The organism is Amycolatopsis sp. NPDC004079, assembly GCF_040610415.1.
Lineage (GTDB): Bacteria > Actinomycetota > Actinomycetes > Mycobacteriales > Pseudonocardiaceae > Amycolatopsis > Amycolatopsis halotolerans.
Genome location: NZ_JBEXMH010000092.1, coordinates 1 through 26,965 on the forward strand (window position 1 = coordinate 1; position 26,965 = coordinate 26,965).

Consider the following 26,965-nt stretch of genomic DNA (forward strand, 5'->3'; position numbering starts at 1 on the left):
CCCCAACCCCCCACCCCGCCCATCGGTCCCCGCTTTGGGGGGTTGTGGATAACCCTGAGGGACTCTGATTCCCTCAGGGTTCCCCTCACGGCACGTCGCCAGGATCAGATGAACCGCCACAAGTGGTCCGGCGTCCCGTTGTCGTCCCACTGCGTCACCTGTGCACCGTCCGCAGTGGACTGCTGATCGACTGCCATCACCTTTCCGCTGTGGACATTCCGCAGCTTCCACCAGCCACCGCCCGCGTCGACGATGCGCCACAGGTGATCCGGCGTTCCGTTGTCCTGGAACTGCTGCACGTGGGCGCCGTTGTCCAGGCTCTGGTCGTGCACTGCCAGCACCTTGCCGCTGTTGCGGTTCATGATCCGGACGGTCCCGTCGCCGCTGTCCACGACTGTCCACACGTGATCGACTGTGCCGTTGTCCTGCCACTGCGTCACATCGGCAATGTCCGAAAGCGACATGTCCTGCACCGCAAGGAGCTTCCCGGACCGCTGGTTCTGGATCCGCCGCCACGAAGTCGTCGAAGCAGCAGGACGCGGCAGCAAAGCGAGGTACCCGGCAGCGACCGGGCGCGCTTGGAAGCCGGACTGCCGGGCGTCGGCGACGAAGTACCAATCCGAGAACGGAACCCGCGAACCGGTGGTGTTGGCGAAACTGTAGACGCCTTCGACGAGCGTCGCGCGGATGTCGGTGTGGTCGGTCAGCCAGGCGGCCGTCCACAGTTCCCAGTCGGCTTTCGTGTAGTCGTGACGGAGGTCCAGCGGGACGCCGTGCGCACCTCGTTTTGACTGGTACCAAGCAGCTTCTCGTGCGGCGGTGCCGAGCGGAACCAGGTCGAGACCCAGCAACCGGTCCGCGAAACCGTTGTACTTCAGGCTCCACGTGCCCGGCTGGTCATAAGCCATCCGCAAGTGCGAACCGTCGTCGGCCAGTGTCGTCCATTGGCTGATGTAAGAACGCGAAATGGACCGGTATCGCAAAGCATCGGCGGAATTGCCGGTGACGTCGGCGAGAACGGCCATCGCTCCGACGCCGATGATCCCCTTCAACGCGAGGTTGGCGCTGTGCGCGATCCAGCCGGTGAAGTCGTCGGTCTGGTTCTGGTTGCCCGGGTCGAGGGTGTTGCCCACCAGGTATTCGGCCCATTGCCGCAGGATTCCGTAGTGGGCGTTGACGAAAGCCTTCGCCGCCGCGGAATCCAGGCGCTGCGCCACCGCGGCGGACATGATGAGCATGTTGGCCGATTCCTCGACCGGCATGCTCTCCTCGTTGCCGTCGTTGTGCCCGGCCGCGTTCGGATAGGACGCGCCGATGTCGTGTTCCGAGAAGGTCATCGGCCAGCCGCCGTGTTCGGCGTAGTCGAGCACCGGCTCCAGTAACAAGCGTACGAAGTCCGGCGAGAGGTGGAGGTAGCCGGGCAGCGCCGGATAGATGACGTCCACTGTGGACACGTTGCCGCTCGACGAGATCTCTTTCAGGAACGCCCACGGCGAGCCGTTCCGGTCGACCAGCTCGGTGCCGCCGAACGCTTGACGCAGCGCGAGCGCGCAGATCGCCGAGTAGTGCTCGCCGCCGGCGGCGGACGCTTCGTTGTCGATCCGCTGGTCCAGCGCGATCCCGGCGGCGAGTGCGGCCGGGTAGTCAGCGTGGAACCAGGCGACCATGTCCTGCCACGACGACCAGTAGTGCGTCCACCACGGCGCCAGCTGCGCGCCGAGATAGCTGACGGCGGGCGTGCGGACGTGCCCGATCGCCACCACCAGCGGATCGGCCGCCGCGCCCGGCTGGACCGTGCCCAGGTCTTTGGCGAACGCGAGGACGGGCCAGCGGTCGCTGATCGCCCGCGGCTGGTCCGGGTCGCTGGCCCCGGGCAGCGCTCCCCCGTTCGCCGACGTCGCGCGCACGACCGTGTCCTGCCCGATCTGCCAGGTCACGCCGGACGAAGGCGCCGCGACCACGAGCGAACCCCAGCGCGGCTGGTCGTGCCCGTCCTCGGCGAGCACGCCCGGCGAGGCGGCCTGGACGCTCAGCGACGTGACGCCGCCGGATTCCTGCCGCTGCCAGCCGACCGGCGTGGCCGAATCCCATTGCAGCCACTCGGCCGACGTGTCGAAATGCAGCGAAACGGCGTGCGCCCGGCCGTCGGTGCTCGCTGCGGCGATGGTGACGTAGCCGAACGGCACGCACTGCCGCTGGAGGTTGCCGGGGTCGACCGGCGAGAAGAAGGTGACGGTGAGGGTCACGCCGCCGCCGGTGAGTTCGTAGATCGAGCGGGTCGCGGTGACCTGCAAGGAGTTCTGCGACATCGGCGTCAGGCTCGGGCCGGACGGCAGCTGCGGCGCACCGGCGAACACGTACGCCGTGCCGTCGATCCGGGCGATCCCGCACAACGCGGTGATGTGCCCGGTCCAGAACGTCGACCAGGCGCCGGGCAGGTTGTCCGCGGCCTGCCAGGTCGAGAGGTACGGCGAGCGCACGATGAGCGGCGTCGCGGGCGGGCGCAGCGGGTTCAGCGTGCCCGCCGGAGCGGCCGAGGCAGTGGACTGGACCAATTCCGGAGCGCACCAGAGCGCGGCGGCCGCGGCCGCGCCGGTGCCCGCCCAGCGCAGGGCGTCGCGACGGCTGACTTCGCGGGGACGTTCGGAGGAGGACATCGACAGCTTCTTTCGGTCAGATGCCGGACACGGGAAAGAAGAAACCGAGCTGCCTCAGTGTGGCACCGCGATACAACGTTGTAAATCTGCCGAAAGCACTGACAAGCGCTGTCCGTTTCCCGACAGCGCTTGTCATTCCCGGCTACCGACCGGCGGCGTACCCCTGCTCCCCGCGCGAATTCGCCGCCGCCGAAAGCACCCCGGTCTCAGGATCCCTCGCCACCGCGCACAACCGGCCCTCCGACCACGGCTCCCCCACCGTCACGTCATGCCCCCGGCCCTCCAGCGCGGCAATGACCTCCGCACCGATCCGCGATTCCACCGTCACGCTCCCGGCCGCCATGCCGCGCGGGTAGAACGAGCTCGGGAAGCTGTCGGTGTGCCAGTTCGGCGCGTCGATCGCGCCCTGCAGGTCGAGCCCGCCGCGGACCTTCTCGCGCAGCGCCGTCCCGAGGAAGAAGTGGAAGTTCCACTGGTCCTGCTGGTCGCCGCCGGGCGTGCCGAACGCCAGCACCGGCACGCCGTCGCGCAGCGCGAGCGACGGCGAAAGCGTGGTGCGCGGCCGTTTGCCCGGCGCGAGCGAGTTCGGCAGGCCCGGGTCGAGCCACGCCATCTGCAGCCGGGTGCCCAGCGGGAAACCCAGCTCCGGCACGACCGGGTTGGACTGCAGCCAGCCGCCGCTCGGCGTCGCGGCGATCATGTTGCCCCAGCGGTCGACGACGTCCAGGTGGCACGTGTCGCCCCGGGTCAGGCCGTCCTTCGCGACGGTCGGCTCCCCCGCCCCGATCGCCGACGCGGTGACCCCGCCGTCCGCGACGTACCGCGCGTGTCGACTCAAGTGAGGCTCGCGGCCTTCGGGATTGCCCGGACGCAGGTCGAAAGAAGCGCGCTCACCGATCAGCTTGCGCCGGGTCTCGCTGTACTCACGGGAAAGCAGCGCCTCGATGGGCACTTCGGTGCTGTCGCCGTACCAGGCTTCACGGTCGGCCATCGCGAGCTTCGTGCCCTCGATGAGCCGGTGGTAGTACTCCGGCGTCGCGTACTCCAGTTCGTCGGGGAGGAGCGCGAGCTGCTGCAGAAACGCCGGGCCTTGGCTCCACAGGCCGACTTTCGCGACGGTCCAGCCGTTCCACGTGTGCGTGACCGGATCCTCGTAGGTGGGCCGGAACGTGGCGATGTCGTCGGCAGTGAGCGTGCCCGCGTGCCGTTCGCCGGAAGAGTCCATCGCCGGTTTCGCGGCGAAGGCGGCAAGCGCTTCGGCGACAAACCCCTCGCGCCAGGCCTTCCGCGCCGCCTCGATCTGCGCTTCCCGATCGCTCCCCGCCGCCTCCGCTTCCGCGATCAGCCGGCGCCAGGTCTCGGCGAGCGCGGGATTCTTCAGCAGCCCACCGGGTTTCGGCGCGATCCCGCCGGGCAAGTACAGCTCGGCCGACGTCGTCCATTCGTTCTCGAACAGCTCGCGGACGGTCTCCACCGTCGCGCCGACGCGCTCCACCGCCGGGTGGCCGTCCGCCGCGTAGCGAATGGCGTACTTGAGGACCTCGCGCAGCGACTTCGTGCCGTGGTCGTGCAGCAGGAGCAGCCACGCCTCGACCGCGCCGGGCACCGCGGCGGCGAGCGGGCCGGTGCCGGGGACGAGGTCCAGGCCGAGCGAGGTGTAGTGCTCGATCGTCGCGCCGGCCGGCGCAGGCCCCTGCCCGCACAGCACCTTCGGCGCGCCGCCCGCCGGGGCGAGGATCATCGGCACCTCGCCGCCGGGACCGTTGAGGTGCGGCTCGACGACGTGCAGCACGAACGCGCCCGCGACCGCGGCGTCGTAGGCGTTGCCGCCGTCCTCGAGGACCGCCATCGCGGCCGCCGAGGCGAGCCAGTGGGTGGACGACACCATGCCGAAGGTGCCCTGCAACGTCGGGCGCGTCTGGACCATGGCCTTATCGTCGCGCGCGAGCCGGCGGTACGTCAAAGACATCTGAGACACCGGTCCGATAGCGTGTCGCTATGGAACGCCGTCAGCTGGAGTACTTCGTCGCGATCGCCGAGCACGGCGGGTTCACGCACGCGGCGCGGGCTTTGCGGGTGGCGCAGCCGTCGTTGTCGCGGGCGATTTCGAAGCTGGAACAGGACCTCGGCGTCGAGCTGTTCCACCGGGTCGGGCGCAACGCGGTGCTGTCGAACGCCGGCGAACTGCTCGCCGGACGCGCCCGGCTGGTGCTGCGCGACCTCGACGCCCTGCGCGCCGCCGCGCGGATGGCGGGCGACGGACCGGCCGGGCGGATCGACGTCGCGGCCACGTCGTCGTCCGCGCTGGAGCCGGTGATCAGCATCATCGCCGAGATGCGCACGCGGTATCCGGGCGTTCTGGTGAGCACGTCGGCGGCGCTGTCGGCGGCCGAGGCGGTCGCGATGGTGGTGCAGGGCCGCTGCGAGGCCGGGGTGTGCGGGAGCGCGGAACGCCCGGTCGGGCCGGGTCTGGTGGCGCATCACCTGCGGGACGAGGAACTGCTGCTGGTCGCCCCGCCGGGCACGGAGATCGGTTCGGACGGGGTCGTCGAACGGGCCGCGCTCAGCGGTATGCGGTTCGTCGTCACCACGTCGCCCACGGCGGTGCGCGGGTTCTTCGACCGGCTTGCCGCGAGCGTGCCGGACCTGTCGATCGCGGCCGAGGTGGGCGACCGGAGCGTTGTGCTGCCCATGGTGCTGCGCGGGATCGGCGCGAGCCTGATGCCGGACGGCTGGGCGGATCTCGCCCGCCGAGCCGGTGCCGAGGTGCTCCGGTTCGCGCCGCCGGAGAAGCTCCCGCAGTGGTTGATCTACCGGTCCGGGCCGATCGCCGCGGCGACTCAGGCCTTTGTGGACATCACGCTCGCCTCAGGCGGGACGGACAGCATCGGCGCGTAGTGGCCGTCCGGATACGGCTCCCCTACCGCACGGCCGTCCGCCTCGATCCACGCGTGCGCGGCGAACGGGCTCGTCCGCACTCCGGTGCACCACGTCGGCCAGGAGCCCCTGAGGCGACAGAGAAGCGCGGCGGCGATTGAGCGTTGGAGACAGCCTTGCCCAGCACAGCGAAGGCTCACCGAGACGACGTCTGAGCGGGCCGCGGCCGCCTCGTCGGTGGTGGCTGCCCGCGCGCCCCGGCGAGCGAATTCCAGGACGCGGCGCAGCTTCGCTGGACGCAGCCGGGCAAGCGGCCGGGCCAGTGCGACGGCGAGCAGCGGCAACGGGCGGCGATGCAGCGGCAGGCGGACACGGGTGGCGAGCGCGACCGGGGCGGTCATGCCGTCACCAAACCGGCGGACTGCAACTGATCGAGCACCGCGGTCACGTCCTTCCGCGTCACCGCCTCGTCGACCCCATGCCGCGAGGCCAGTTCCGCCGCGATGCCCTCCGGGTCGCTGCCGTCGAGAAGCCCTTGCAGCACAGTGCTTCCGGTGGCGTTGAGCTGCCAGTACCGGCCGGTCGTCAGGTGCAGCAGGACGGTGCCGTCCGCAGTGTCGGTGGTGGTGACGTCAGGGTGCAAGCGCATCGAGCCTCCTCGGGGCTGGGCGGTCGGCGGCGCGAAGCCACATCTCACATCCGATGAGCGGTTCCAGGGCGGCGACCACGCGGTAATCCCGTTGCGGCGCCAGCACGGCGGCCCGCAGCCGGTCCAGGTCGAGCAGCCCGCGCGCGGCCAGTGCGGAATCCTCGAACAGCCGCAGGATCGCAGTCTGGTTGCGGCGCAGGCCTTCCCGGATGTCCGCACCGAACTCGCCCTTGGTGGCCCGGCCGAGCACGACGTCCGGCACGATCCCCCGCATCGCCTCGGCCAGCAGCGGTTTGTAGCGGCCCGGGTCGGCGTGCTCGTGCCGTCGGACGCGCAGGACGGCTTCCACCACCCGGTCGTCGAAGAACGGCAGCCGCAACTGGACCCCGGCCTCGGCGTACAGCCCGGCCGTCAAGCGGTACTGCGCGGCGGCGGAACGCAGGACGAGCATCGCCTGGTGTTCGCCGGGGTCGCGGCCGAGCGGCTGGGCTTCGTTCGCGGTGCGGTGCAGGGCTTTTCGAGCCAGGTCCAGGCCGTCGCCGGTGATCCATGGTTGAGCCCGAAGCGGCGCTACGCCCCAGCCGAGCACCGGGCGGCGCGCCGAACTGACCGGATCCGAAAGGTGCTCGGCCTGCTGCCGCCACCAGCCAGCGATGGCGCCCGGCCGGAGAAGTCCCGCCATCGTCCCGAAGAGCGGCCACCGTCGCAGCGCGGCGTGCGCTCGGACGTGGCTCAACGCGGTAATTGGCCGACGGCGCAGCAATTGGTGCAGGTACCCGGGCAGCGGACTGAACAGTTCGTCCCCGCCGTGCCCGGCGAGATGGAGTTCGGACCCGCGCGCGGCCACTGCTTCGGCGCTGAACCGGATCCTGGCCGCGGATCGGGTGAACGCGTACGGTTCGTCGGCGTCGACCAGGCGATCCGGATCGGCGAAGACGGCGGGCAGGTCGTGCTGCGGGACGATCACGTGCTCCGCCCGGTCCAGCGCGGCGATGGACCGGGCGGCGAACTCCGCGTCGTCGTTGCCCGCCTCCGCCTCGGCCCAGCGGAAGGTCAGCAGCTCCGGGTTCTCCCGGGCGGCGAGGAAACACAGCGACGTCGAATCCATGCCGCCGGACAGATCAGCGGACCCGGGTCCTGAGTGGACCGCCTCAGCCAGCGCGGTCCGTACCCCTTCGGCACCGCGGGCCAGCGACTCGCGAGCGGCTGGCGGACGCCACCACGGCTTCACCTGCGCTCGTCCGTCTGTCCACAGCAGACAGTCGCCCGGCGGCACAGCAGAAACCTTCGTATACAACGGCTGTTCATTCAACGGCGGGGGAAGCTGCAGCCCGCACGCCACCCGTGCGGCAAGCACCTCCTCGTCCACTGAGGACTCAAGGAGATCGGCCCGGTCCGCAGCGACCGGAACTCCGTCCACCCGGCAATGAAACACCCGCCGCAATCCGGCCGCGGTTCCTTGAATCCGCACCGCACCGTCCACAGTGGCCACCAGATGGAACGACCCGGTCAGCGCGGCGGCGACCCGGTCGACGTCCGGCAGCGCCGACACCCGGGCCGCGAGCTCGCCGAGCCGGGCGGCGGTGACCGGGGAATGCCCGATCACCGCCAGCCGCACCGGCCCGGCTGTCCCCACCGCCACCTCGGCGCGACGCCATCGCCCGACGAGCCACGGCCGCCCGGACGCGTGGGCGTGCACCTGCGCGTCCGCCCACGGCCGCCGGATCCCCGCGGCGGCGGGAAGATCGGGCAGCACGAAGAATCCCGGCCCGCTCATCGGCTGCGGTCCCGGCTCAGGAGGCGAAGAAGCCCATCGTGTCCGACAGGTAGCCCCCGAAGCCGAGGGTGTCGTCGCTGAACTCGCCGACCTCGGCCAGCGCGGGCGGCGTGTATTCGGGCAGTTCGCGAACCTGCTTGTCCTGAACGTCCATGATGCCTCCGATGTTCGGCTCCGGCAGCCGCTGCGACCGCCGTCCCCGACACTGGCACGCACCGCCCGGCCGCGACAGGCGGGAGTTCCCGTGCGTACCAACAGCTTTACCTCGCAGTACCGGGCCCGCCTCGCCCGCTGCCCCGAATGGACTAGACCACTGTCACCCGATCCCGAGCCCGCGCCGCCCGGCCGCGTTCAGCTGCCCGGGCGCGAACCGGTCCGGCCAGGAACGCTCGTAATGCTCGGCCGGGAAGTCCGACGGACTGGACCCGGACTCGAACGCTTCGCGCACCGAACCGGCGTACGCCTCGTTGCGCGGGCACCACGGCGCGGCCGGGATGTACATGACGTTCCCCCAGCCCCGCTGGTTCTCTACCGGCGCGACGCTGTGGACCAGATCGCAGTGCCACCACACGGAATCGCCGGCCCGCACGTCCGGGATGCCGCTGGAAGCCCGCAGCGGCAAGGAATGCCATTGCTCGCTGACCGCGTACATCTTGTTCACCGTGACGCCGCACATGTCGTCCCCGGGCACGTCGGCCAGCAGCGGCCGCAGCATCAGGTAGCCCATCGCCTCCGGGATCGGCACCGCGTGCAGCACCCCCTGGTCGTGCTCCATGTCGGACAGCGCGGTCCAGCCCTGGAAGGTGCGGAACGCCGAGCACATCGTCGAGCCCTCGAACTGCGGCCCGGCCGTGCGGTGCGCGGCGTCCCACGGGTCGTAGGACTCGACGGTGCCGTCGAACAGATGCCGGAACGCCCGCTGGTACGCCTCGGTCATCCACAGGTCCAGCGTGCCCGGGTCGAGATGGGGACGGAGACCGCCGGAATCCGCGCCCGGCGGGCGGCGGCGGATCCGGTCCGGGTACAGCGAATCCCGGCCGGGGTCGAACCACCGGACGCCGTCGGATTCCGAGTGCCACTGCCCGTTGAGGAACGCTTGCACGCGCGCCGTCCGGTCGCTTTGCCGCGCCTCCATTTGCGTCGGCGACCAGTAGATCGGGTAGATCCCCGCCTTGGCGACGGGGCTGCCGAAGAAGTTGTCGCCGGGGCCGCGGTAGCTCTCGGAGAACCGGTTGCCCTCGAGGTAGCCGACGATCCCCGCGTCCCAGTCCAGCGCCTGCTCGCGCGGGAAATGACCGCGCACGACCAGGCAGCCGCGCCGCTTCAGCCGGGCGAGATCTTCTTCGGAGACCTTGCCCGCCTCGATGTCGGCGTAGTCCAGCTCCGGCCAGATCGCCTCGCCGCGCGCTTTCGCCGCCTCGATCTCCCCGACCGCGGCGGCGACGCGCGCCTCGATCACCGCGAAAACCTCTTCCACGGTGCGCCCGGACGCCTCGATCCGCGCCCGCAGCGCGGCTTTGATCTCGCGAATCGCGGCCGGAAGGTCGTCCGGCGTCGTCTCCCAGTGCGGCAACGGGGGAAGCTGCATAGCGCTCGCTCCATTCAGGAAGGGCTCCTTACTGAACCGACGGTAGGGCGCCCGCGCCGATTCAGGCAACACTCCTGACTAAATCGGCTACACTCCCGCCGGTGACCCCGGCCAAGCCCTCCCTCGACCTGCTCCGGTCGCTGACCGACGAGCACGTGCTGCGGGCGCTCCTCGCGCAGCGGCAGCTCACGCGCGCGCAAATCGCCGCCCGCACCGGCATTTCCAAGCCCGCGGTCGGCGACAGCGTCGCCCGGCTCGCCGAGGCCGGGCTGCTGCGCGACACCGGCGAACGCACCACCGGCCGCGGCCGCGTCGGCACCTACTACGCGCTGGCCGACGACCTCGGCACGGCCTTGGTCGTGAGCATCGCCCACGACGGCGCCATCGCTGAAGCCGTTGATGTTTTCGGCGAGGTGCTAGCCCGGCACGTCGAAGACCTCGGCCGACCCGTGCGTCCGCGGAAGGTCGCTCAGGCATTGCGCGAGGCCGCAACACAGGTCGCCGACGATGCCGGACCGCTGCGGCTCGCGGTCGTCAGCGCCGCCGATCCGGTCGACCGCGCCACCGGGAAGCTGGTTCACCTGCCCGATTCCCCGTTCCTGCTCGGCGAACTCTCCCCCGCCGACGTCCTCGCGCCGCTCGTCGCGGGCCCGGTCACGGTCGACAACGACGTGAACTGGGCTGCCCGCACCGAACAGGCCGCCGACGATTTCGCCTACCTCTTCCTCGGCGAAGGACTCGGCTGCGCGGTGGTCGCCGACGGCGAAGTGCGCCGGGGACACGCCGGTTTCGCCGGAGAAATCGCGCACGTCCTCACCCGCGGCGCGGACGGTCAGGCGCTGGCTTTCATCGACGTCTTCGCGGATCTCGGGGTGCGCCAACCGGATTCGACCACAATCGACGTCGACGCCCTGCTGTGCGCGATCAAATCCGACGACGTCCTCGACACCCTCGCCGAGGCGATCTGCGGCGTGCTCCTGGCTTTGGTCACCGTGTCCGACCCGGAGCTGATCGTCCTGGGCGGCCCGTGGGGCCCCGCCGTGCTCGACGCGGTGTCGGCCCGCTTCGCGCGACTGCCGCGCAATGTCCCGCTTCGCGCCCCGCACGCCACGGACTCCCCCGCCCTCACCGGCGCACGCGACGAAGCCGTGCGTACCCTGCGGAGCGCCGTTCTCAGCCCTTGATGGTCTTGTTGATCCAGTCCAGCTGACCGAACACATCCCCGTCGGCCGCGACGCTGCTGCGGTCGGATTTGCTCGTGACTCCCACGATCGTGTCGCGATCAGTGGTCGACATGACCGGTCCGCCGGAGTCACCGCCCGCCGTGACGCCGGTCGTGGTCAGCGCGCAGAAATCGGTGCCGCCGGAGATGGTCATGCCTTCGCAGCGCTGGTCGTCGGGGTCGATGACCTTCGCGTCCACCTGCTTGAGCACGTCCGATTGGCAGCTGTTCTCGTCGCCGGTGCAAGTCGCGCCCCAGCCGAGCTGACGAACAGTCTCGCCCGGCCGCACCGGCCCTGCGGTCGGCAGCTTCGCCGGGGTGACGGTCATCGGGGTGACCTTGATCAGCATCATGTCGGCCAGCGTGTGATTGTTGCGGCTGCCCGGCACCGGCCGGACGACAGTGCCGAGCCGCTGGTCGAGATTGCCCACGCGGAACTCGATCCGGGAATCCGCGATGGGTTCGGCCGCCTCGGTGAAGCAGTGGTCGGCGCCGATGATCCACTCGCGGCTGATCGCCGTGGCGGTGCACTCGGGCTTGCCGTCGACGAGCATCCGCACCGCCCACGGGCCGTAGCCGCTGACCGAACCGCCGATCACGGCCGACGCCGGGGTCGCTACCGCGACGGCGGCCAATGCGGCGACTGGGGCCAGGACGGCCAACCGGCGGAGCAGCATGATCAGGACATCCCTTCGGCAGCTGGCGTTACACCATCAAGACGCGGCAGCTGGCGAGTGGTTGCGCCTCGTGAGCGGCGATTCCGGAATCACCGCTCACGAAGCACATCGATTCAGGACTTGTCCGCAGCCTGAGCCACGAAGATCCCCGTCTCCAGGAATGCCCGCCATTCAGCCGGAGACTGACTGTCCATCGCCCGGCGAGCAGCTGCCTGGACGTGGCTGCCCGGCGTCGAGCGAGTCCAGATCTCCCGGACCAGCGGCCCCTCCTCGAGATACCTGGCGTAGCCGGCCTCGACGCCGACAACCGCGGCCGCACGCGCCTTCATGTCGTTCAGCTTGTCCTTCGCCGCGGCCTCGAAGATGCCGGTGTCGATGAACGCCCGCCGCTGTTCCGGAGTCTCGCAGGAGTACGCCGCGATCCACATCTCGGAACCGTAAGGCGCCTGACGCGCCCAGATGTGCCATACGAACTGATCGTCCGTCAACTGCGCGGCCAGCGCGGCATCCATGCCCACTGCGGCGGCCGCCTTCACCCGGGCGTCGCGGAGTTTCTTCTCCGCGGCTTCCTTTTCCGCCGCCTCCTTCGCGGCCTCCACGTCGCGCTGATGCTCGACGAAGATGCCGTGCACGATGAACTCCTTCTTCTCCTCCGGAGTTCCCTTGACGGCGGCAGCCGCGGCCGCCCGTACGAACGAATCCCGGGGAGCGTGCTCCCACAACGCGAAAACGAAATTCGGATCCTCCTGGCTCAGCAGCATCCGAGTCAGCTCGAGCCCGAGCAGCGCGGCAGCGGGCTGCCGTTCCGTGCGCCGGACCTGGTACAGCGCTTCCCGGTCCAGATCCCGTTGGTGTGCCAGATAAATCCGGGTGGCGAGGAACAGCGACGTCGTCCCGTGGCTGTAGGCGTAGTCCGCCTCCCACTGGACTTCCTCCGCGACGTCTCCCTGCCGCTGCGCGGCCAGGTAGATCTCGTGCACGAAGTCGCTTTCGCTGAGCCGCAGCATTTCCGGCGTGATCGCGAGCCCGACGACAGCGGCCGCGTTCGTGCGCACCTCCTCCGGAGTCTGCGCCACAGCGGCAATCGGGGCCGCCGTCGCCACCGCCGGAGCGGCGACCCCAGTCGTCACAGTCAGCGCGGCGAGGACAACCGCGGCCGCCAGTCTTCGAACTCGGGAATTCGACATAAGCGTCATACTGGGTGGATATCCCCCAGGTCAACGGACGTTACCGATCACCGCCCGGGGTCCCGCTGGTTGACATGTCGGAAACTTCCGACGTAACGTAGCGTCATGCCCGACGACGTCTTCCTCGCTCTCGCCAGCCCCGTCCGCCGACGCCTGCTCGAGATCCTGGCGGACGGCCCGCACACCGCGGGCGACCTCGCGGCGCGGTTCGAGCTGAGCCGCCCGGCGGTGGCCGAGCACCTCAAGGTGCTGCGGGACGCCGCCTTGGTCCGCGACGAAGCCGTGGGGCGGCAACGTTTTTACCACCTGGAAAGCGACCCGCTGGAGCAGGTCGGCGAATGGCTGCACCCGTTCGAGCGGTTCTGGCGCAGCCGCTTGCGCACCATGGCCGACCTGCTGGAAAACGAGGAGGAAACCCCGTGACGTACGCCCGCATCGGCAGCATCTCGGTCGATCAGTTCATCGCCGCCGCCCCGGAAAAGGTCTGGCGCGCGCTCACCGACCCCGAACTGCACGCGAAGTGGTGGGCGCCCGGCGACATCGGCCCGGACGTCGGCCACGAGTTTCGTCTGGAGATGCCCGGGTTCGGCTCGATCCCTTGCCGCGTCATCGAATCCGAGCCGCCGTCGAAGTTCGTCTACACCTTCAACGGCGACTGGACCCTCACCTGGACGCTCGTCGCCGAAGGCCAGGGCACCCGGCTCCTGCTGAACCACTCCGGCTTCGACCTCGACGACAAACGCCAGGCCGACGCGTGCGAGCGGATGGGCCCCGGCTGGCGCGACGGCGTGCTGCCGCGACTGGCGAAGCTGGACCTGGGCTGAGCTCTCAGGCTGGACGGCGAGCGTAGACCACCGCTTGCGGCACCTCGCTGTCCAGCTCCTCCACCCATTCGGCGTTGACGGTGAATCCGGCCTCCCGCAACCACTCCGACACCTGCGCGGGCCGTCGGCGGTGGACGTACAGCCGCATCGCGTGCCCGCCGTAACCCTGCGTCTTCAACCGGGCGACGTCGCCGACGTGGAAGCCGATCGCGACCGGTGCGCCGGGCCGCAGCACGCGGTAGAACTCCGCGATCGCAGTGGGCACCTCCTCGTCCGGGACGTGGATCAGGGCCCACCACGACAGCACCCCGGCCGCCGAAGCGTCGGGCAGCGGGAGCGCGGTCATCGACCCGACGGCGAACCGCAGCGCCGGGTGATCCCGCCGGGCCACCTCGATCATGCCGGACGAAAGGTCCAGGCCGAACGCGTCGAGACCGAGGCTGTTCAGGTGCGCGGTGACGTGCCCGGTGCCGCAGCCGACGTCGGCGACCGGGCCGTTTCCGTGTACCTGCGAGGCAAACAAGCCCAACGTCATCCTCAGCGACGGGCTTTGGGCGATCGAGTCGCGCAAGCGGTCGGCGTAGCTGTCGGCGACGGTGTCGTACGAGTTCCGGGTGTCGGTCAGCCAGGTCTGCACCACAGCCACGCTAGCTCAACGGCTCGCCGAACCACTGGCGAAGCGCGGGTTCGAGCCCGTCCGAATCACCCGCCCACGCCACGTATCCGTCCGGCCGGACCAGCTTCGCCTCGGCACCTGTCTCAACGCGGTTCACCCGGTCCGCCCACCGCTGCGCGAGATCGCCGAACTGGTTGCCTGGGTCCACGAGAACACCACGTCCGGACCGCAGTTCCAGGCCGAGATCATGCGCGGGCAACCCGACCAGCGGATGCTCCTCGCTGCCCGGAATCTCGTAGCGGAAACCCATGCCGGACAACATGTCGTCCAGCAGGTACTGGACTTCGGGCAAGTGCACCAGTTCCGTGAACAACGACCGGACCGCGGCCGAATCGGGACCGTCGTCCAGGAGCAGCGACTGCGCCTGGACGTTGCGCAGCACCGCCGCGCCGACCGGATGCCGTTCCGCGTGGTAGCTGTCCAGCAGCCCCTCGGGCGCGGTGCCGCGAACCGCCGCGCCGAGCTTCCAGCCGAGGTTCATCGCGTCCTGGATTCCGGCGTTCATGCCTTGCGCGCCAAAGGGAAGATGCACGTGCGCGGCGTCGCCAGCGAGGAAGACGCGGCCGTGCCGATACTGCGCGGCCTGCAGCGCGGCGTTCGTAATCCGGCGTGCGTAACGAAGTTCGACCAGTTCCACGCGATCGCCGAAGACTGTCTTCAGCCCGGTGCGGATCTCGTCCTCGGTGACCGGGATGTCCCGTTCCCGCGACCAGCCGGGTCCGCCGAACGTCAGACGGCGCAGCGGGCGGCCTTCGGCGTCGACGCCGAGCGGGAACACCTGCGCGCGATAACCCTCCGGGGTGATCGTGGTCATCGGGACCTCGGCGCTCAGCCGCACGTCGGCGGCCACCATGGTCTCGGTCCCGGGACGGCCGGAGAACTCCGCGCCCAGCAGCTTCCGGACCGTGCTGCGCCCGCCGTCGGCGGCGACCAGGTACTGGGACCGGATCGCGGTGCCGTCGGCGAACGTCGCGGTGACGCCGTCCGCGTCCTGCTCCAGCCCGGCCAGTTCGTAGTCCCGGCGGACGCGGATTCCTTCCGCGGCAAGGTGTTCCTCCAGGAACCCCTCGATCACGACCTGCGGCACCGACCGCCACGGGAACCGGTGCCGTCTCCGGACCAGCGGCAGCAGATTCCCGGCGAAATGCGCGGTGGTGACCGGATAGTCGCCGGTGGCCAGCAGCGGTTCGAGCAGGCCGCGCTGGTCGAACGCCTCCTGGGTACGGGTCTGCAGCCCGCCGGCCTTCGACAGTTCGCTCGCCCGCGGCAGCCGGTCCACCAGCACGCAGGACACTCCGGCGAGCCGCAGTTCGTTCGCCGCCGTCATCCCGGTCGGACCGGCTCCGACGACGAGCACCTCGGCAGTCATGATCTCTCCCCTCATGGGTCGGTGTGTTCGGAACCGACTCTCGGCCCGGCGACGGGCCGCGAGCCAGAAAGCGACCCGATTGCGGCGGATTCCGACCTGAGTAGTCTCAAACCGGTGGATTCCGACTACGACGACCTCGATCGCCAGCTCGTGCACGCCCTGCAGATCGACCCGAGGGCCCCGTTCAGCACGATCGCCGACGCGCTCGGCGTGTCGGATCGCACCATCGCGCGCCGCTACGCGCGGCTTCGGTCGACTGGAGCGGTTCGAGTCATCGGTGGCGTCAACGAGACGGCTTCCGGTGCGGTGCAATGGTTCCTGCGCATCCGGTGCGCACCTGCCGCAGCGGGCGCGGTCGCCGCGGCGCTCGCGCGGCGGCCGGACACCGCTTGGGTCAGCCTGACGTCCGGCGGCACCGAAATCACCTGCACCGTCCGCATCGAAAACGAGGCCGACAGCGAAGCGTTGCTGCTGGCCAAACTTCCCCGCACGCCTCGGGTCGAGGGCGTCACCGCGCATTCGGTACTGCACGCGTTCTACGGCGGGCCGGACAGCCTGGTCGCCAAGCTCGGCGTGCTGGACGACGCCACAGTCGCCCGGTTGCGCCCGCCGCCGATCCCTCTCCGGCCAGGCCCGGCGACACTCGACGACGGCGACCGCAAACTCCTCGCCGCGCTGGCCGCCGACGGCCGCGCCGGGTTCGAACAGCTCGCCGCCGAGACCGGCTGGTCCCCCACGACCGTCCGCCGCCGCATGGCGGAACTGCGCGAACGGGACGTGCTGTACTTCGACCTCGATCTCGACTGGCGGTTGCACGGCAAGGGAATCCGGACACTGCTGTGGCTTTCGGTCGCCCCGTCCGCGCTCGAGGAGGCCGGGGCCGCGCTGGCCGCGCACCCGGAAGTCGCGTTCGCCGCCGCGACCACCGGCCCGACCAACCTGTACGCGACAGCGGTGTGCGCGAGCCAGCACGAGCTGTACCGCTACCTCACCACCAGCGTCGCCGCGCTCCCCGCGGTCACCCACGTGGAAACGGCACCGGTGATCAAGACGGTTAAACGGGTAGCAAACCGGCTGTGACGCAGTACGAACGGGCGCCCTCCCGGTCAGCGGTTGACAGCGCGGCGGTGGTCCGTCAATGATTCGTTCGGTTTTTCCCGGTGGGAAATTCCCGAACGCGTCCGCGAACTGTCCCCGAGTTTTCGAGGAGACACCGATGTCATCGGTCAGCCGTCGCAGATTCATGCAACTCGCCGCGGCCACCGCCGCGGGCACGGCGTTGCCCGCGAGCATCGCGCGGGCGGCTTCGGTGCCGGCCGCCGTGCGCACCGGCACGCTCGCGGACGTCGAGCACGTGGTCGTGCTGATGCAGGAGAACCGCTCGTTCGACCATTATTTCGGGACCCTCAACGGCGTCCGCGGCTTCGGCGACCCGCGCCCGGTTTCGCTGCCGAGCGGGAAATCCGTGTGGAACCAGGCCGACGCGAGCGGCGCCGAAACGCTGCCGTTCCGGCCCGCCGAGGACAATCTCGGCCTCACCTTCATCGAGGACCTCAACCACGACTGGAACGGCACGCACACCGCGTGGAGCACCGGCCGGTGGGACAAGTGGATCCCGGCGAAAACCCGCACCACGATGGCGTATCTGACGCGCAAGGACATCCCGTTCCACTACGCGCTCGCCGACGCGTTCACCATCTGCGACGGCTACCACTGCTCCATGCTGTCCTCCACCGACCCGAACCGGTACTACATGTACACCGGCTGGACCGGAAACGACGGTTCCGGCAACGGGCCGGTGCTGGGCAATGAAGAATCCGGCTACGGCTGGACCAGTTTCCCGGAAATCCTGGAAAAGGCCGGGGTTTCGTGGAAGATCTACCAGGACATCGGCGACGGTCTCGACAAAGACCACGGCTGGGGCTGGACGAAAGACCCGTATATCGGCAACTACGGCGACAACTCGCTGCTTTACCTGACCCAGTACCAGAAATCGACGCAAGGCAGCCCGCTCTACGACAACGCGCGCACCGGCACCCACGCCACCGCGGGCGACGGTTTCTTCGACCACCTCACCGCGGACGTCAAAGCGAACCGGCTGCCGCAGGTCTCCTGGATCGTGGCCCCGGAAGCGTACTGCGAACACCCGGCGTGGCCCGCCAATTACGGTGCCTGGTACGTCTCTGGCGTACTCGACGCGCTCACGTCCAATCCGGACGTGTGGAGCAAAACCGTCCTGCTGATCACCTACGACGAGAACGACGGTTTCTTCGACCACGTCGTCCCGCCGTACCCGCCGCGCGACGCGAACTGGGGCAAATCGACGGCGAGCGTCGCCGGAGAATGGTACGAAGGCGGCGCGGCCGCGTCGTACCTGACCGGAATGCCTTACGGACTCGGCCCGCGCGTGCCGCTGCTGGCCGTCTCGCCGTGGAGCACCGGCGGCTGGGTCTGCTCGCAAACCTTCGACCACACCTCGCTGATCCAGTTCGTGGAGAAGCGATTCGGCGTGCACAACCCGAACATTTCGCCGTGGCGCCGCGCCGTGTGCGGGGACCTCACGACGGCGTTCGACTTCACCGGAGCCAACAGCGGCGTCCCGTCCCTGCCCGGCACCGGCGACTACCAACCGCCCGCCGACCACAGCACCCCGCCGACCTATCACCCGGTGCCGCCCTCGAACGGCTCGCTCCCGAAGCAGGAACCCGGCACCCGCAAAGCACGCGCGCTGCCGTACGACCTGGCCGCGGACACCGAGGCCCGCGACGGCCGGATGTACTTCACCTTCACCAACTTCGGCGACGCCGGAGCCGGGTTCCACGTGACGTCGAAGATGCGTTCCGACGGACCGTGGCCGTACACCGTGGAGGGCCACAAGTCGGTCAGCGACAGCTGGCATCTGCCGAGCGGCGCGGGAGATTGGTACCAGTACTCGGTTTTCGGCCCGAACGGCTGGCTCCGCGAACAAGCCGGAACGATCGGCGGCCTGGGCCCGGAGGTGACTGCGCGGCACGACGCTGGCTTCGTGACGGTCACGTTCACGAACCCGAGCAGCCGGACTGTCACCTTCACCGGGGTTGACGCCTACGCGCCTACCGAGGCTTACCAGTACACGCTCGCCCCGGGCACTTCACGAGCGGTGCCGAAGTGGGGCGTCGCCAACGGCTGGTACGACATCACGGTCAAGGCGGACCACGACGGGCAGTACGTGCGGCGTTTCGCTGGCCACGCGGAGACTGGCCAAGCCTCGACCAGCGACCCGGCCATCGCCACTAGCTGAGCGGTACGTGAGGGGAACCCTGAGGGACTCTGATTCCCTGAGGGTTCCCCTCACGGCTTTCGGAAGCCAGCCACCACCAGTCCGACCACCGCCAGCACCACTGCCAGCCCGCCGAACCCCGCCCCCAACGTCGCCGCCGACGCGATCGCGCCGACCAGCAACGGCCCGCCCGCGTCGCCCAGTTCGCGCCCGACCTCAGCCGCTCCCATCGTCTGCCCGAGCCGTTCCTTGGGCGCGGCACCAGCCAGATGCGCGAACCCGATCGGCGTGGCCACCCCGACCCCGGCTCCGATCGCCACCGCCGCCGCCAGCACCCCCGCGATGCCCGGGATCAGCGCCCCCAACGCCAACCCGGCCGCGGTCAGCAGCAAGCCGCCAGCCATCCCCGGACCGTCGGGGATCCGGCCGGCGTCCCGGAGCCGTCCGGCCCACGGCTGCACCAGCGCGGAACACAACGCCAGCACCGACACCACCGCACCGGTCGCGACCGTGCCGAGCCCGCTCGCCGCCCCGGTCACCGGCAGGAATCCGATGCCCACCGCGAGCGCCCCGGTCGTTCCGGCCAGCACCGCGGTCGGCCGCACGAACCCAGGCTCGGCGAGCCGACGGGCAAGGTCGAGCACGGTCTGCCGCTGGCGAGGCAACGGCTCCGGCGCGGGCACCACCAGCGCGGCCCACCCCGCGACGGCGAAGGCCAGCACCGCGAGAGCGCCGAACAGCAAGGAAAACCCGCCCAGCGTGATCAGCACGCCGCCGAGCAACGGGCCGAGCGTGTAACCGATGCTCTTCCAAGCACCGTAACCGCCGAACGCCCGCCCCTGCCGTTTCTCCGGCGACAACCGCGCGACCATCGCTCCGGCCGCGGGCGAGAAGGCCGCCGCGGCCGCGCCCTGACCGAACCGCGCCAGCCCCACCGCCGCCGGATTTCCCGCGATGACAAAAGCCGCCGACGCGAGCGCGAACGCCAACAACCCGCCAAGCAGCACCGGCCGCGGCCCGACCCGGTCGGCCAGCGACCCGAACACCGGCTTCAGCACGACCTCGGCCCCGTCGTAGACCGCGAGCAGCAATCCCAAGGTCAGGAGGGAATCGCCGTGCGTGTACGCGCCCAGGCTGGCGGCGATGCTGTGCGCCCCGAACGCGGTGACGAACCCGGCGGCGTACAGCGGACGCAGTTCAGCGGAACTCATGCGAAACCCTCACCTCTTGCTGCGGGGACGGGAAAGACCCGCCTGGCGCAGTCGGCGAACAACCACGCCGTCCCCAGCCGCCTTCACACCCACCCGAAGCCCTCACATCTGGTGCAGCGCTTCAAAAACCCGCTCGGTGTACTCGGCAAGCCGTTCCACGCAATGCTTCAACTGCTGCTCAGCCTCCCCAGCCGACGGCGCACCGAACACATCCCGCGCCTTCAAATCCCGATGCCAGCGCCGCAACCGCTCGAGGCTCTGCTCTTCCTCCTCCAGCTCGGCCATCGTGAACTTGCCGATCCGGATTTCCTTGTCGATCTCGGCGTCGAACTTCCCGCAGTCGGCCAGGAACTCCGTCCACTCCTCTTCCCGCTCGGCGGTGAACAGCTCCACCAGCCGAGACCCGTCCCGTTCGGCGGCGTCGAGCGTGATCACCTCGCCGTCGCCGCGTTCGGCCAGCTCGGCGACCCGCGCGACACCGCCGGCGAACCCGGGCACGTCCGGCACCGCCCAGGCGCCCTGCCCGAGCGACAACGCGCCGACCCGCCGCAGCTCACGCCACACGGCGACCCGATGCCGCGACGGCCCGGACGGCACCCGCACCACCAGCACCAGCCACTTGTCGTCTGCCACAGTGCCGAATGTAGCACGTGTTACATTCAGCGAGGTAGCGCCGCCAGGAACGTGCCGACCGTCCGGTCCACCAGTGCCTGCCGGTCCGCCAACGGCAGCGAGAGGCACTGCAGCGTCACGCCGTCGATCATCGCGAACACCTGCGCCGCCACGTCCTCGGACAGCCCGGCGTCGACATACCACTGCCGCAGCTCGCGATCGAGCTTCGCGTTTTCCTTCCGCAGCACCGGATCCACCGCGGCCGCCGCCGCGTACGCGAGCCACACCCGAGCCCGCCGGGAGCGCGCTTCGTCCAGCGGCAGCCACAGTTCGACGTAACCGGCGATCGATTCCGGTTGCGCCGCTTCGATTTCCGCCAGGAACTGCTCCCCCGCGTACTCGAAACCGGCGCGCACAAGGTCGTTCTTCGTCCGGTAGTAGTACTGCACCTGAGCCGGAGAAACGCCCGCCGCCGCGGCGACCGTCCGGACGCTCAGCGCACCGATTCCCTGCTCCGCCAACACTTCCAGCACAGCATCGAGCACATGGGTGGCACGCTTCACCGCCGAGACGCCCCCGCGCGAGCCCGCCACGCGACGGCGATCAGTTCGAGAATCCCGATCGCCCCCACCACCACGCCGACCTGCCGCAGCCCGACCACCGGCGTCTCGACGTCGTGGAACACGAAGTACAGCACCGCACCGACAATCACCATCAGCACGCCGACCACGACATGCCCCCATGTGCCGTTCATCCGAACCCTCCTATACGAACGTACAATACGACCGTACAGGACTAGGCGGCCTTCCGCGCCACCAACCGCTCGACAATCCCGGCCTTGCTCCGCTCCGCCCGCTCCACCGCGAACCCGGCCGCCGCGAGCAACGGCAGCGGCCGGCGGGTCAGGTAGTCCCCCAGCTGCCGCACAGTCAGCTTCTCCACCAGCCGCTGCACGGCAAGAACGAGCCACCGGTCGCTGCCGACGTGGTCCAGCAGCAGAAGCCGCCCGTCCGGCCGCAGCACCCGGTGCATCTCCGCGATCGCGATGCGTTCGTCCGGGACGCCGCACAGACCCAGCGTGCAGACGACCGTGTCGAACGAGCCGTCCGGGAACGGAAGGGACTGCGCGTCGGCCTCGGTCAGCGTCACCTCGCGGCCGATCTCGGCGGCCCGGCGGCGCGCGAGGTCCAGCATCGACGGGCTGAGGTCGATCCCGGTCAGCCGCACCTCCGGCGGGTACAACGGCAGATTCCGCCCGGTCCCGACGGCGACCTCCAGCACCTCCCCCGAGGCCTGCCCGCACACCCACTCGCGGCCGTCGGCGAGCAACGCCCGCTCGACCCACGCAATGTCCCGGTCGTACCGCGGCGCGGCCTCGTCCCACGTCCGCCGCAACCAGTCCTGTCCCCGCTCCGCCATCGTCGCGAACTCCTCTCCGCCGGGGCCTTCCCAGTACCCTCGCATCTCATGGGGGACTTCGACTACGACGCGGAACTGCGCCGCTACGACCGGCACCTCCGCGAGGCCGCCGATGTCCGGCCGGACGACCACGTCCTCGACATCGGCTGCGGCACCGGGCAGACCACCCGCGCCGCCGCTCGGCGCGCGATTCGCGGCAGCGCGCTGGGGGTCGACCTGTCCGCCCCGATGCTCGCCCGCGCCGAGCGAGCGGCCGCGGACGTGCCCAACATCCGGTTCGCCCAGGCGGACGCGCAGATACATCCGTTCCAGATGGCCGCGTTCACGCTCGGGCTGAGCCGGTTCGGCACGATGTTCTTCGAGGATCCGGCCGCCGCGTTCGCCAACATCGCCCGAGCGCTGCGGCCCGGAGCGCGGCTCCTGCAACTGGTCTGGCAGGAGCGGTGCCGCCAGGAATGGGTCACCGCGATCCACCGCGCGCTCGCCGAGGCCGATCCGCCGGACGGCACCGCACCCGGCGACGCCTTCTCCCTCGCCGAGCCCGCGACTGTCCGAAGTGTCCTCACCGCGAACGGATTCGCCGACGTCGCACTGGCCGACGTGCGCGAACCGGTCTGGTACGGCCCCGATCCCGCTTCGGCGCTCGACGCGGTGCTCCAACTCCGTGAAGCGAGCGACCTGCTGGCCCGCGACCCCAGCGAGAAAGACCGAGCGCTTGCCCGGCTGCGCGCCGAAATGACGGAGCACCACGGCCGCGACGGCGTCTGGTTCGACGCACGGGCGTGGCTCGTCACCGCGCGCCGGACCTGATGTCACAAACTCCCGGCGGCCGGCGTCCTATGGGCGATCGTCCCCAGAACGCGAAGGAGCCATCCATGACAGCGCCCGGCGAAGCGAGCCCGGACCTCGCCACCGAGACCTTCCTCGCCCACCGGAACCTGCTGTTCACCGTGGCGTACGAGATGCTCGGCTCGGCCGCCGACGCCGAGGACGTGCTGCAGGAAACCTGGCTGAAGTGGGCGGGCGTCGACCTCGACGAGATCCGCGAGCACCGCGCCTACCTGGTCCGGATCACCACCCGCCAGGCGCTGACCCGGCTGCGCACCCTGGGCAGGCGCAAGGAGTCCTACATCGGGACCTGGCTGCCCGAACCGCTGCTCACCGCGCCGGATGTCGCCGAGGACGTCGAACTGGCCGACAACGTCTCGATGGCGATGCTGCTGGTGCTCGAAACCCTGCGGCCGACCGAGCGCGCGGTGTTCGTGCTGCGCGAGGTCTTCGACGTGCCGTACGACGAAATCGCCGAAGCGGTCGGCAAAACCCCGGCCGCGGTGCGGCAGATCGGGCACCGGGCGCGATCGCACGTGTCCGCCCGCCGTCCGCGCGGCGACGTCACGCCCGCCGAGACCCGCGGCGCGCTCAACGCGTTCCAGAAGGCCGTCGAGACCGGCGACCTGCAGGGACTGCTCGATCTGCTCGCCCCGGACGTCGTCTTCCTCGGCGACGGCGGCGGCGTGAAGCAGGCGGTGCCGCGGCCGATCGTCGGCGCGGACAAGGTCGCGCGGCTGCTGACCACCGGGCACGTCCGGCTCCCCGCGCCGCTGCGCCCGATGCAGGTCAACGGGCACCCGGCGCTGGTGCTGAAGCTCGACGGCGAGGTCGACACCGTGCTCACGCTGCGCATCGACGAGGGCAAGATCACCGGCCTGTACGCGGTCCGGAATCCGGCGAAGCTGTCGCACATGGACGAGGAAACCGCCCTTCGCCGCTGACTCCCGGTGAGGCTACGCACAGTAGCCCTGACTCTGGCGCGCGCCACCCGTACGGACCATGCCATTCTGGTCCCCGCCAGGGGCGGCCCGACGGGCCGCCGCCGTACCGAGGAGAGGACCGACGTGGGCGTTGTCAGCTGGATCGTGCTGGGCCTGATCGCCGGGTTGATCGCGAAGGCCCTCATGCCGGGCAAGGACCCGGGCGGCTGCATCATCACCATCCTGCTCGGGATCGGAGGCGCGTTCGTGGGCGGCTGGATCGGCAAAACGCTGTTCCACACCCAGCTCGGGACGTTCTTCGACCTGCGCACGTGGGGTCTCGCGGTGCTCGGCGCGCTGGTCATCCTGACCGGCTACCGGCTCATCGTGGGCGGCCGCCGCCGAGACTGACCCCCGGGGCGGCCCGCTTCGCTGCGCGCGGCGGGCCGCCCCCGCTTCGCGTATCCCGAAAGGCTTTCACGCTGTCGGCCGACTCACCCGGGCAAGGCTTCGAATTGAACGCGACCCCGGATTCCGGGCTCGTTTCGTGGCAGAATCAGCGGACAAGTTTCGGCCAGGTCGACGGGCGGAGCGGACGATGGCGCTGCGCGACCACGAACAACACCAACTGGACGAGATCGAACGATGCCTCGCCCAGGAAAACCCGCGCCTTGCCCGCCGGTTCGAGAAGTTCCGCCCGATGCCGGTGCTCACCTTCGCCGCGGCCGCGCTCGGCGTGCTGAGCGTGTTCCTCACCGGGCTGGTCACGCTCGTGGTCGGGTTCGGCATGGACTCCGCCCCGCCGATCGCGGTGGGCGCGGTCCTCACGACGGCGATCCCGTTCGCGATCATCTGGTTCTACCGCTGCCACTGGCGCTGACGCCTGTTTGGCAAGGAAAGCATCGTCAGGCGGCGACGCGCCCGCGCACGAAACGACGGAACAGCGCGAAACCCGCGATCGCCGTCACCAACTCCCACGCAACCGTCGTGATCACCGAAACCGACATGACGTCGACCTGATCCGGAGACGACGACCGCAACTGCCCTCGCGCGTCCACGCGGACACGGGTCAGCCCACGAGCCGCCGGATCCGAACGCAGCGGGATGTTGGCTTCCTCGGTACCGCCGTCCGGGGCGGTCCACGTGACGCGCCGGGTGTCGGGCATCGCGGCGCCCTCGGTGCCGCGCAGCGCGCCGGACTCGGGTGCGACGGAGGCGACCACGGACCGGCCGGGCGCGCGGTCGATCGCCGCGGCGCCCTGCCGGTGGATCCACAGGCCCAGCCAGAGCCCGGCCACCGCCGAGGCCGCGACGGCCGCGGCCAGGACGGGAAGGAGGAACACGCGACCGCGCACCGCGGACGCGCGGAAACCACCAGAAGCCATGCCTAGAGAATGCCGGGAAAACCGGGAGCACGGCAGGGTTTGCGGACAAATGTGCCCAAGTCGCAGGAAAAGGCGCCCGCGACGGGCAAACGACGCCGGGTCGATGCCCGGTTTCACCCGTTCTTTTCACTCATTCGTGGGTAACGCCACACGGAGGCAACCCGGACGCGACCGGCTGCCCGAGAGCGTCGGAGCAGCTGCCGCCCATTCCGGATCGCCCGGCAGCGCCCGCGCTGGATCGCGTCGTTTATTGCCGCTGTCTTCCGTCAGTACGTGGGATTCTTCCGGAACGCACAATCACCCGCCGGACGCGCTCAGCAATGCCTGTCCGGTGGCCGTCACCGCGTGCCGCACCGTGTTCCCTTCTTGCTGGCTCTCCACCAATCCCGCGCGGCGCAGGACACCCGCGTGTTTGCCCGCCGCCACCGGGGTCACGCCGATCTCCCCGGCCAATTCGGCCGTGGACAGCGGGACAGCCAGCGCGTGCAGCGCGCGGGCCCGGGTCGTGCCGAGCAGATCCGGCAGCGGGTCCTGCTCGGTGTCGCCCGCCGCGATCGCGCGTTCCGCGGGCGCGCCCCAGACCACCGGCAGCTCTGGTCCGGTCGCCGAATCCGGTTCCACGACCCGGAAATAGGCCGGGATCACGAGCAACCCTCCGAAGTAGACACTGCGGTCCGCGGGCGGTTCGCCGGGCAACTCCGGGCGCTCCCAGCGGATCGGCGCGGCGGCTTTGTCGCCGGCGGACGGCCAATTCGGCGCCTGCCGAGCCGTGCCGTACGAAGCGAGCGCCGAGCCGAGCAGGGCGCGCGCCCCGTCGGCCAGCTCCCCGACCCACGAGGGCGTGACCCCGTGCACGAAGAACGTCTGAAGCTCCGCGCGCAGCGTCGTTTTCGGAACGTGCACGAGACCGTCTCCCGCGACCGGACCGAGCTGCCGCCGGTCCGGCTGTCTCAGCGCTGCCGCGTGCCGGATGCCCGGCGCGCCGGGCGGCAGCGCCCGCAACGCCCGGTTGCGGATCTCCAGCGCCGCCGCCGGACGAGGCTGCGGCAGCAGGCTCTCTCTGCGAAGTTGCTTGCGGGCACGCGCGGACCAGACCCGCAGCCCGCTCGCCGGACGGCGGCTCTGCAGAGCCGTGAGGCTCAGCACCAGTTCCCACAGCGGATCGGGGCCGGTGCGCCGCCTCGTCCGGCCGAAATCGTCGTCGGTGAAATGAATGCGCAACGCCATGTGCTCCCCCTGCCCCCCGACATGGTTGCGCTTCCAGAGTGCCGCGCGGATCCGCCGCTGTCCAGGCGCTTTTTCCCGTGGGGGAAAGAACCCACCGAATGCCAGCGAATCTCGCTGAATCAGGTGGCCCGTCTACGCACAGTTCGCAGCGGAACCGCGAAAGCGAGACAAATCGTCTCGCCGGATCGGGCGCACGCATTAGCCGGAAGCGCCGTGCCCGCCCGGATGCCGCCGGATCCGGCCGTGCGGCGCGGCTTCCCCGGTTAGCGAGCCGCCGCCGGAGTGCCGATGGACCAGCAGTTCCCGACATTTGCCGCAGCGATTTCCCCCACCCGGGCGACTATTTCCGCCACGAAATGCGAAACGGGGCCCGGCCGCGTGGGCCGGACCCCGTTTCCGGTGCCTCAGTGCGTCGGGCTCAGCCGAGCAGGAGGCCGTTGCCGCCGGCGACGGCGTTGTCGAAGCGCTTGGAGATCTCGGCCCAGTTGAAGATGTTCCACAGAGCGTTGACGTAGTCCGGCTTCACGTTCTTGTAGTCCAGGTAGAACGCGTGCTCCCACACGTCGACCAGCAGGATCGGCGTGGTCGGCAGGATCAG

Annotated in this window: 29 protein-coding genes; 10 read left to right on the forward strand and 19 right to left on the reverse strand. The window is 70.1% G+C overall.

What is annotated here, in order from left to right:
• Positions 1 to 104 precede the first annotated feature (104 nt).
• Positions 105 to 2,657 (reverse strand): DUF5127 domain-containing protein, encoded by a 2,553-nt coding sequence (locus tag ABZX37_RS44925; RefSeq protein WP_354750459.1) that lies wholly within the window; start codon positions 2,655 to 2,657, stop codon positions 105 to 107.
• A gap of 142 nt (positions 2,658 to 2,799) precedes the next feature.
• A complete protein-coding gene (locus tag ABZX37_RS44930) occupies positions 2,800 to 4,584 on the reverse strand; it encodes a gamma-glutamyltransferase (protein WP_354750460.1) in 1,785 nt (594 codons plus the stop codon).
• A 71-nt stretch (positions 4,585 to 4,655) separates the two neighbouring features.
• On the opposite strand from ABZX37_RS44930, the gene ABZX37_RS44935 reads away from it, so the two are divergent.
• Entirely contained in the window at positions 4,656 to 5,555 is a 900-nt protein-coding gene (locus ABZX37_RS44935) for a LysR family transcriptional regulator (RefSeq protein ID WP_354750461.1), read from the forward strand.
• Here the strand turns inward: ABZX37_RS44935 and ABZX37_RS44940 are convergent.
• The 5 genes from ABZX37_RS44940 to ABZX37_RS44960 form a co-directional block, all read right to left on the reverse strand.
• Positions 5,498 to 5,935 carry a lasso peptide biosynthesis B2 protein gene (locus ABZX37_RS44940; protein ID WP_354750462.1) on the reverse strand — a complete coding sequence of 146 codons (438 nt, stop codon included), beginning with the start codon at positions 5,933 to 5,935 and terminating at the stop codon, positions 5,498 to 5,500. The two genes, ABZX37_RS44935 and ABZX37_RS44940, sit on opposite strands and share 58 nt — an antisense overlap.
• A complete protein-coding gene (locus ABZX37_RS44945; RefSeq protein WP_354750463.1) occupies positions 5,932 to 6,183 on the reverse strand; it encodes a lasso peptide biosynthesis PqqD family chaperone in 252 nt (83 codons plus the stop codon). Before ABZX37_RS44945 ends, ABZX37_RS44940 begins: the two co-directional genes overlap by 4 nt.
• Positions 6,167 to 7,960, reverse strand: coding sequence for an asparagine synthase-related protein (locus ABZX37_RS44950; protein ID WP_354750464.1), 1,794 nt, complete (start codon positions 7,958 to 7,960; stop codon positions 6,167 to 6,169). The genes ABZX37_RS44945 and ABZX37_RS44950 overlap by 17 nt, the downstream gene beginning before the upstream one ends.
• Before the next feature lie 16 nt (positions 7,961 to 7,976).
• On the reverse strand, positions 7,977 to 8,114 hold the full coding sequence (locus ABZX37_RS44955; RefSeq protein WP_354750465.1) for a lasso RiPP family leader peptide-containing protein: 138 nt from the start codon (positions 8,112 to 8,114) through the stop codon (positions 7,977 to 7,979).
• Positions 8,115 to 8,276: 162 nt separating this feature from the next.
• Complete coding sequence (locus ABZX37_RS44960; RefSeq protein WP_354750466.1) at positions 8,277 to 9,548, reverse strand: YbiU family protein; 1,272 nt, start codon at positions 9,546 to 9,548, stop codon at positions 8,277 to 8,279.
• Between the two features lie 101 nt (positions 9,549 to 9,649).
• Between ABZX37_RS44960 and ABZX37_RS44965 the strand changes: the two genes are divergently transcribed.
• Positions 9,650 to 10,732 (forward strand): ROK family transcriptional regulator, encoded by a 1,083-nt coding sequence (locus tag ABZX37_RS44965; RefSeq protein WP_354750467.1) that lies wholly within the window; start codon positions 9,650 to 9,652, stop codon positions 10,730 to 10,732.
• Here the strand turns inward: ABZX37_RS44965 and ABZX37_RS44970 are convergent.
• Positions 10,722 to 11,447 carry a trypsin-like serine protease gene (locus ABZX37_RS44970; protein WP_354750468.1) on the reverse strand — a complete coding sequence of 242 codons (726 nt, stop codon included), beginning with the start codon at positions 11,445 to 11,447 and terminating at the stop codon, positions 10,722 to 10,724. The genes ABZX37_RS44965 and ABZX37_RS44970 overlap by 11 nt on opposite strands.
• Before the next feature lie 113 nt (positions 11,448 to 11,560).
• The gene (locus ABZX37_RS44975; RefSeq protein ID WP_354750469.1) at positions 11,561 to 12,634 is read right to left on the reverse strand and encodes a hypothetical protein; all 1,074 of its coding nucleotides are present in this window, start codon (positions 12,632 to 12,634) and stop codon (positions 11,561 to 11,563) included.
• A 105-nt stretch (positions 12,635 to 12,739) separates the two neighbouring features.
• Here ABZX37_RS44975 and ABZX37_RS44980 point away from each other — a divergent pair, with 105 nt between their 5' ends.
• Positions 12,740 to 13,057: a metalloregulator ArsR/SmtB family transcription factor gene (locus tag ABZX37_RS44980; RefSeq protein ID WP_354750470.1), complete on the forward strand. Its 318-nt coding sequence runs from the start codon at positions 12,740 to 12,742 to the stop codon at positions 13,055 to 13,057.
• Positions 13,054 to 13,458: an SRPBCC domain-containing protein gene (locus ABZX37_RS44985; protein WP_354750471.1), complete on the forward strand. Its 405-nt coding sequence runs from the start codon at positions 13,054 to 13,056 to the stop codon at positions 13,456 to 13,458. Before ABZX37_RS44980 ends, ABZX37_RS44985 begins: the two co-directional genes overlap by 4 nt.
• Positions 13,459 to 13,462: 4 nt before the next feature.
• Here the strand turns inward: ABZX37_RS44985 and ABZX37_RS44990 are convergent, their stop codons facing one another.
• On the reverse strand, positions 13,463 to 14,104 hold the full coding sequence (locus ABZX37_RS44990; RefSeq protein ID WP_354750472.1) for a methyltransferase domain-containing protein: 642 nt from the start codon (positions 14,102 to 14,104) through the stop codon (positions 13,463 to 13,465).
• A 1-nt stretch (position 14,105) separates the two neighbouring features.
• Positions 14,106 to 15,503 carry an FAD-dependent monooxygenase gene (locus ABZX37_RS44995; RefSeq protein WP_354750473.1) on the reverse strand — a complete coding sequence of 466 codons (1,398 nt, stop codon included), beginning with the start codon at positions 15,501 to 15,503 and terminating at the stop codon, positions 14,106 to 14,108.
• Between the two features lie 114 nt (positions 15,504 to 15,617).
• Between ABZX37_RS44995 and ABZX37_RS45000 the strand changes: the two genes are divergently transcribed.
• Positions 15,618 to 16,583 carry an AsnC family transcriptional regulator gene (locus tag ABZX37_RS45000; RefSeq protein ID WP_354750474.1) on the forward strand — a complete coding sequence of 322 codons (966 nt, stop codon included), beginning with the start codon at positions 15,618 to 15,620 and terminating at the stop codon, positions 16,581 to 16,583.
• A 136-nt stretch (positions 16,584 to 16,719) separates the two neighbouring features.
• A complete protein-coding gene (locus tag ABZX37_RS45005) occupies positions 16,720 to 18,783 on the forward strand; it encodes a phosphocholine-specific phospholipase C (protein ID WP_354750475.1) in 2,064 nt (687 codons plus the stop codon).
• Between the two features lie 50 nt (positions 18,784 to 18,833).
• On the opposite strand, the gene ABZX37_RS45010 is transcribed toward ABZX37_RS45005, so the two are convergent.
• From ABZX37_RS45010 to ABZX37_RS45030, 5 genes are all read right to left on the reverse strand, one after another.
• Entirely contained in the window at positions 18,834 to 19,973 is a 1,140-nt protein-coding gene (locus tag ABZX37_RS45010; protein WP_354750476.1) for an MFS transporter, read from the reverse strand.
• 102 nt (positions 19,974 to 20,075) lie between these two features.
• The gene (locus tag ABZX37_RS45015; protein WP_354750477.1) at positions 20,076 to 20,606 is read right to left on the reverse strand and encodes a Chromate resistance protein ChrB; all 531 of its coding nucleotides are present in this window, start codon (positions 20,604 to 20,606) and stop codon (positions 20,076 to 20,078) included.
• Positions 20,607 to 20,632: 26 nt separating this feature from the next.
• On the reverse strand, positions 20,633 to 21,118 hold the full coding sequence (locus tag ABZX37_RS45020; protein WP_354750478.1) for a TetR/AcrR family transcriptional regulator: 486 nt from the start codon (positions 21,116 to 21,118) through the stop codon (positions 20,633 to 20,635).
• 26 nt (positions 21,119 to 21,144) lie between these two features.
• Positions 21,145 to 21,339 (reverse strand): hypothetical protein, encoded by a 195-nt coding sequence (locus tag ABZX37_RS45025; RefSeq protein ID WP_354750479.1) that lies wholly within the window; start codon positions 21,337 to 21,339, stop codon positions 21,145 to 21,147.
• Positions 21,340 to 21,380: 41 nt separating this feature from the next.
• Positions 21,381 to 22,004: a methyltransferase domain-containing protein gene (locus tag ABZX37_RS45030; RefSeq protein ID WP_354750480.1), complete on the reverse strand. Its 624-nt coding sequence runs from the start codon at positions 22,002 to 22,004 to the stop codon at positions 21,381 to 21,383.
• Positions 22,005 to 22,052: 48 nt separating this feature from the next.
• Here ABZX37_RS45030 and ABZX37_RS45035 point away from each other — a divergent pair, with 48 nt between their 5' ends.
• The 4 genes from ABZX37_RS45035 to ABZX37_RS45050 all read left to right on the forward strand — a co-directional run bounded on the left by ABZX37_RS45035 (position 22,053) and on the right by ABZX37_RS45050 (position 24,635).
• The gene (locus ABZX37_RS45035) at positions 22,053 to 22,814 is read left to right on the forward strand and encodes a class I SAM-dependent methyltransferase (protein WP_354750481.1); all 762 of its coding nucleotides are present in this window, start codon (positions 22,053 to 22,055) and stop codon (positions 22,812 to 22,814) included.
• A 65-nt stretch (positions 22,815 to 22,879) separates the two neighbouring features.
• A complete protein-coding gene (locus ABZX37_RS45040; protein ID WP_354750482.1) occupies positions 22,880 to 23,776 on the forward strand; it encodes an RNA polymerase sigma-70 factor in 897 nt (298 codons plus the stop codon).
• A 123-nt stretch (positions 23,777 to 23,899) separates the two neighbouring features.
• Positions 23,900 to 24,166, forward strand: coding sequence for a GlsB/YeaQ/YmgE family stress response membrane protein (locus ABZX37_RS45045; protein WP_009077073.1), 267 nt, complete (start codon positions 23,900 to 23,902; stop codon positions 24,164 to 24,166).
• Positions 24,167 to 24,353: 187 nt separating this feature from the next.
• A complete protein-coding gene (locus ABZX37_RS45050) occupies positions 24,354 to 24,635 on the forward strand; it encodes a DUF3040 domain-containing protein (RefSeq protein ID WP_354750483.1) in 282 nt (93 codons plus the stop codon).
• Positions 24,636 to 24,660: 25 nt separating this feature from the next.
• Here ABZX37_RS45050 and ABZX37_RS45055 read toward each other — a convergent pair whose 3' ends face one another.
• The 3 genes from ABZX37_RS45055 to ABZX37_RS45065 form a co-directional block, all read right to left on the reverse strand.
• Entirely contained in the window at positions 24,661 to 25,140 is a 480-nt protein-coding gene (locus ABZX37_RS45055; protein WP_354750484.1) for a hypothetical protein, read from the reverse strand.
• A 297-nt stretch (positions 25,141 to 25,437) separates the two neighbouring features.
• A complete protein-coding gene (locus ABZX37_RS45060; protein ID WP_354750485.1) occupies positions 25,438 to 26,367 on the reverse strand; it encodes a winged helix-turn-helix domain-containing protein in 930 nt (309 codons plus the stop codon).
• A gap of 418 nt (positions 26,368 to 26,785) precedes the next feature.
• Positions 26,786 to 26,965: Fe-Mn family superoxide dismutase (locus ABZX37_RS45065; RefSeq protein ID WP_354750486.1), on the reverse strand; the 180-nt coding region annotated here is incomplete at its 5' end.

Excerpts from the sequence above, each read along its gene's own strand:
- ABZX37_RS45025 (WP_354750479.1), bottom strand. The coding sequence starts at position 21,339 with ATGAACGGCACATGGGGGCATGTCGTGGTCGGCGTGCTGATGGTGATT.
- ABZX37_RS44940 (WP_354750462.1), bottom strand. The coding sequence starts at position 5,935 with ATGACCGCCCCGGTCGCGCTCGCCACCCGTGTCCGCCTGCCGCTGCAT.
- ABZX37_RS44945 (WP_354750463.1), bottom strand. The coding sequence starts at position 6,183 with ATGCGCTTGCACCCTGACGTCACCACCACCGACACTGCGGACGGCACC.
- ABZX37_RS44980 (WP_354750470.1), top strand. The coding sequence starts at position 12,740 with ATGCCCGACGACGTCTTCCTCGCTCTCGCCAGCCCCGTCCGCCGACGC.
- ABZX37_RS45010 (WP_354750476.1), bottom strand. The coding sequence starts at position 19,973 with ATGAGTTCCGCTGAACTGCGTCCGCTGTACGCCGCCGGGTTCGTCACC.
- ABZX37_RS44995 (WP_354750473.1), bottom strand. The coding sequence starts at position 15,503 with ATGACTGCCGAGGTGCTCGTCGTCGGAGCCGGTCCGACCGGGATGACG.
- ABZX37_RS45055 (WP_354750484.1), bottom strand. The coding sequence starts at position 25,140 with ATGGCTTCTGGTGGTTTCCGCGCGTCCGCGGTGCGCGGTCGCGTGTTC.
- ABZX37_RS44960 (WP_354750466.1), bottom strand. The coding sequence starts at position 9,548 with ATGCAGCTTCCCCCGTTGCCGCACTGGGAGACGACGCCGGACGACCTT.
- ABZX37_RS44925 (WP_354750459.1), bottom strand. The coding sequence starts at position 2,657 with ATGTCCTCCTCCGAACGTCCCCGCGAAGTCAGCCGTCGCGACGCCCTG.
- ABZX37_RS44955 (WP_354750465.1), bottom strand. The coding sequence starts at position 8,114 with ATGGACGTTCAGGACAAGCAGGTTCGCGAACTGCCCGAATACACGCCG.
- ABZX37_RS45005 (WP_354750475.1), top strand. The coding sequence starts at position 16,720 with ATGTCATCGGTCAGCCGTCGCAGATTCATGCAACTCGCCGCGGCCACC.
- ABZX37_RS45040 (WP_354750482.1), top strand. The coding sequence starts at position 22,880 with ATGACAGCGCCCGGCGAAGCGAGCCCGGACCTCGCCACCGAGACCTTC.
- ABZX37_RS44935 (WP_354750461.1), top strand. The coding sequence starts at position 4,656 with ATGGAACGCCGTCAGCTGGAGTACTTCGTCGCGATCGCCGAGCACGGC.
- ABZX37_RS44970 (WP_354750468.1), bottom strand. The coding sequence starts at position 11,447 with ATGCTGCTCCGCCGGTTGGCCGTCCTGGCCCCAGTCGCCGCATTGGCC.
- ABZX37_RS45060 (WP_354750485.1), bottom strand. The coding sequence starts at position 26,367 with ATGGCGTTGCGCATTCATTTCACCGACGACGATTTCGGCCGGACGAGG.
- ABZX37_RS44950 (WP_354750464.1), bottom strand. The coding sequence starts at position 7,960 with ATGAGCGGGCCGGGATTCTTCGTGCTGCCCGATCTTCCCGCCGCCGCG.
- ABZX37_RS45050 (WP_354750483.1), top strand. The coding sequence starts at position 24,354 with ATGGCGCTGCGCGACCACGAACAACACCAACTGGACGAGATCGAACGA.
- ABZX37_RS44975 (WP_354750469.1), bottom strand. The coding sequence starts at position 12,634 with ATGTCGAATTCCCGAGTTCGAAGACTGGCGGCCGCGGTTGTCCTCGCC.
- ABZX37_RS45030 (WP_354750480.1), bottom strand. The coding sequence starts at position 22,004 with ATGGCGGAGCGGGGACAGGACTGGTTGCGGCGGACGTGGGACGAGGCC.
- ABZX37_RS45035 (WP_354750481.1), top strand. The coding sequence starts at position 22,053 with ATGGGGGACTTCGACTACGACGCGGAACTGCGCCGCTACGACCGGCAC.
- ABZX37_RS44930 (WP_354750460.1), bottom strand. The coding sequence starts at position 4,584 with ATGGTCCAGACGCGCCCGACGTTGCAGGGCACCTTCGGCATGGTGTCG.